The sequence below is a fragment of the Autumnicola tepida genome, assembly GCF_031846485.1.
Classification (GTDB): domain Bacteria; phylum Bacteroidota; class Bacteroidia; order Flavobacteriales; family Flavobacteriaceae; genus Autumnicola; species Autumnicola tepida.
In genome coordinates, this window is sequence record NZ_JAVRHQ010000051.1 from 1 (window position 1) to 4,413 (window position 4,413).

A 4,413-nucleotide genomic window follows, 5' to 3' on the forward strand; every position below is an offset into this window, starting at 1 on the left:
GTCTCGGTTATCGCCAGTTGGCGGAGTAATGGACGCGGAGTTGTCGGCTTAGTACTGGTTTGTTGGTCAAGTTAATTATTTTCTTTCTAACGGTGCCGCTTATTGGCGATGAACCGTTGTTGTACACCGTTATTTACCGTGATACTCCATATTAGGTAAGGATTCATCATTTTTTAGATATCGATCAAACCAATTGATAACCTGGTCGGAAACTTCTTTTCTGTGTTCAGAAATACCATGATCACCACCTTCAAACATGATTAGTCTATATGGAATTCTATGCTTCTCAAATTCCAAAGCTAGATTTAAACTTTGTTCTGGTTTTACCCTCCAGTCGGAATTTCCATGCAACATTAGAATTGGAACGTTTTTAGGAAACTCATCAACCCATTTAACTGCAGATCTTTTCTCTAATTCAGCCTCTTTATTTTCCTGGTAATTTGGAATTAGTTGTGCCAAGACATTTTTTTCCATCTCTGGTCTGTCTTCGATAGTACTAAAACTATTTGAAACTGCTCCTCCAACCACGGCAGCTTTTATTTTGTCCATTTTAGTCAAAGCAATATAAGTCATCATTCCGCCGCGACTCCATCCGTACATTCCAATTTTATCAGTATCTGCAGATTCTATTTCTTTTAATACTTCAGGAAGAATAGTTATATCGTTAACTTCTTTCCCTCCAAATTCTTCTTTCCCTTCACCACCTGCATTCCCTCTATACTGACTAGCAATAACAACATAACCTTCTTTAGCAATTTGACCGAGTAGGATAGCACCATGAGCTATTACCAAAGCACCAAAATCTCGATTTCCACCTCGATTAAATATGACAGAAGGATATTTTCCTTCTTTCTTTGGTTTGACTAAAAGACCTTTTACTTTTAATCCGTCGCTTAAATATGTAATTGTATAAATGTCAATTTCATCTAAGTATTTAAAATCATCTTTCCATTCTATTTTACCATTTACTTCTTCTGTTAGTCTGGGATAGATTGGATATTTTGATAAATCAGAAATTAAATCTTTATTGAGAAGTAATTTGTCATTTTCTTGAGATTGACAACTAGTAAAAATTAATAGGAAGGCTAATAATTTGATGTATTTCATATTCTAAATAATGGTGTACAACGGTCTCGGTTATCGCCAGTTGGCGGAGTAAGGGACACGGATTTGTCGGCTTAGTATGGGTTTGTTGGTCAAGTTAATTATTTTCTTATTAATGGTGCCGCTTATTGGCGATGAACCGTTGTTACCTGCTGGTTTTTATAGTGAATCAACGATTAAATTACCTCTACCTTTTAACCTTATCGAAATTCCTTTTCCTTTAGCTTCTGCATGTTTCTTATTAGCCTCTAATACATCATCAACAAATGGCTCTCCTAGATCAAAAGCTTTTGCCATGACTTCTACAATTTTTTCTATGATGAATTCTTTTGTTGAAGTATCATTTGAAATCACTCCTTTGAAAAATGTTATTGTTTTAAAATCTAATTTTATTGGTCTAGGACCAACTCGATTTATTATTTCGCTTAGTGGCACAGGTCTTTCAAAAACTTCTCTTACAAATTCTAGTGCATTTTCAATTTTACCTTTGGACATAAATGATGGAAAAAATGCTATTGCATCAATTTTTGCAAATCCATTTGCAGAGTTCTCGATTCTTAAAAAATAGTAAAGATTTGTAGGAAATCCCATTTCTAACTCACCTTCAAGTTCGTACAAATAATTTTGTGTATAGTTTTCTTTTGAGCTATCTCCATCAAAATTGAAATTATTAGATACATTGTAGTTATTGAACAGCTGCCTTTCTTTCAAATCCTTAAAACAACCATCTATAATAGTTTTAATTTCTTTACCAAGGTCTTCTTGTCTTTTTCTATTTTCTTCTTTGGTTCTTTTAATTTTATCTATTTCAGCAAATTTGTTTTGATGGTTAATCCTTTTATGTAAAATTTGCTGAACGCTTTTATCTACTTTAGTATCTGCATTACTTAAATTTCTTATGGTATCAATACGATTTTTCGTGATTAATTCAAGTCTTTGATTTGGGTTTTTGGTTAGAAGGTCACGCGTAAATTGTAAAAGTTCAAACGGTAAATCATTATTTGAGAGATTTGGGAAGTCTTCCTTAATAGCGAGAACTAAATTTGTATATGGAGATTTTTCTATAAAAAGTTCTTTTTCCATGATTAGATCATGAAGAGTGGCTCCAATTTGATAATAGTTTACAGCTCTCCAACCATCTATTGTGTTTTCTTCTTTTCTCAATAAAAATTCTGGTGGAGCGTAACGCAAAGTTCCTACAAAAGCTTTTTCATCTTGATCACTAAAAGATTCACTTCCAATAAATTTTAAAACTCCTAAATCCATTAGGATAATTTTTCCTGAATCAGTCTTCATTATGTTCTCAGGTTTTATATCTCTATGTACAATTGCAAATTTTGATAATAATGCTTCAGAAACTTTATAAAGTCTTTCAAACACAGTTTTTATAAACTTTAATGATATTTTATAATCTTTATGGTCGATCACTTGTTTTAAGTTTAAACCATCGATCAATTCCATTACAAGAAAATAATATGTTTCATTTCCAATTAGCGTGTTGCCACCTTCATAAATCTTAACCAAATTTGGAATACTATGATTTTTTAAAGAAATCTCTTGCTCTATTCTTTTGCTTTGAATTTCATGGCCAAAACGTTCAATTAAATTGTTATCGAAAATTTTTAGAGCATAACCTTTACCTTCTTTCTCTGCTTTAAATACTGCGGCAGATTTACCATTGTTTATTAACTCAATGATATTATAACCAAAAAAACTTTGATCTTTTAATTTTGTTTGTAATTGAAGAGCTTTTTTTTTGTCCATTATAAACGAATCTTTTTTGAAAAACTTGCAGGTAACGGCTACGTTTAACACAAGTAACGGGATTGGGAACACGTCTTTGTCGGCTACTTGCTATTAAATTGACCTCTAAAATAACAATTTTCAGGATACAACCCGTTATTTGCTGTTAAGCGATGTTGCCTAGAGTAGCGCCCCGCCAGAGTAAGCACGAGAGATTGGCGGTTCTGGTCAGATTGTTTTATCGAATTTTCTTTTTATTCTACTATTCCTTTTGACATTTATTTATCTAGAATGATCAGGATCTTTCAGCTTGCTGAATTTTCAATTTTCCGGTCCATTTTTCTTCTTAGTTTTTCCTGCTGAGTAAATATCCGTGAGGTTTTTTTTGGAATTTTCTGCTAACCGAAATTCTCTATTTTTTCCTTCTGATATTATATTAAATATTGGGGTAGAGTGGGAGTCGGCTTTTTTTCAATAATTGAACAACTCTCTTTAATTTAAATCTGTTTCATCTTCTATCTTCCTGAATTTTTATATCAAAACGAGAATTTATAAAATTCCGTTTAAAAAACTTCTATCACCTAGAATTTACCTTTTTTAAGTGCAGACTTTATAGTTACTTTTTTCCGCTAAATGTGAGCTGGATTTTCAATAAGAAAATGAACAATATTAGCAGGTTAGAATATTTATTTTTGTCGGCGCTATTCTTGGCAACGGTTTGCGGTTATCGCAAGTTGCGGGATTAGGGACGCGGGCTTGTCGGCCAACGCTTTGGTTTATTAGGAATCTAATTTAGTTCTTTTTTGTAAAACCCGTAATTTGAGATGAACCGCTGTTAGCCACAGTACTTTTCCCTTAACTCTTTTGCTTCTTTGTCAGTTCTATATCCATGTAATAATAACCCTTCTGTACAATCAATTCTTTTTTTAACTATTTGATCAATTACATAGTTTTTATAGTTATCAGAGTTCTTAAACCTTTGTGGAATTAGTTTAATGGATTTTTTTGCGTCTAGATTTTCTAACTTTTTGGTAGTTATTATTTCGAACAAGACTTCTTCTAATCTGTTCTTATGGTATTTATTTTCTAGCTTGAAATAGAATTCTTTATTGTCCCTATTAGTTTTAATTTTTATCTGATTTTTAAGTCCGAGGCTTTTTTGTTCTGTCGGAGTTCTATATACGATATTGATTCTTTCATTATAATAAGCATCTATTATTATCCTCAGGTCTTCAATATCAGAGAATAAAATTTCTTCTTTATAATTTAATGTGAACGATTTTTCTCCAATATCGAGATTTCCTTTGTGCAAAATCTCAATATTCTCATAATCAAAAAATTGAAAAACATAAGCGAATCCAATTGGTATGAATGCCAAAATAAAAATCCAAAAAGTTAATTCGTTTAATTGATTGGTAGGAGCAATATTTTTATCAATTAAATATATTAAAAATCCTACACCTAAAATTATCAATCCAATTGTCAAAGATTTACGAGTTATCGACGATCTTTCTTTAAAATTTTTATGTATGGTAGCTGAAAATTTCAATTTGTAGTATTGTGGCT

The 4,413-nt window shown here is 31.7% G+C and carries 3 protein-coding genes; all 3 read right to left on the bottom strand.

Annotated features, from left to right (window positions below; translation table 11 throughout):
- Window positions 1-129 precede the first annotated feature (129 nt).
- On the bottom strand, window positions 130-1,107 hold the full coding sequence (locus RM553_RS19095) for an alpha/beta hydrolase family protein (protein ID WP_311536562.1): 978 nt from the start codon (window positions 1,105-1,107) through the stop codon (window positions 130-132).
- Window positions 1,108-1,263: 156 nt separating this feature from the next.
- Window positions 1,264-2,868, bottom strand: a complete 1,605-nt coding sequence (locus tag RM553_RS19100) for a protein kinase domain-containing protein (RefSeq protein WP_311536563.1) — start codon at window positions 2,866-2,868, stop codon at window positions 1,264-1,266.
- Between the two features lie 814 nt (window positions 2,869-3,682).
- A partial coding sequence (locus tag RM553_RS19105) for a hypothetical protein (RefSeq protein ID WP_311536564.1) occupies window positions 3,683-4,413 on the bottom strand: 731 nt, incomplete at its 5' end.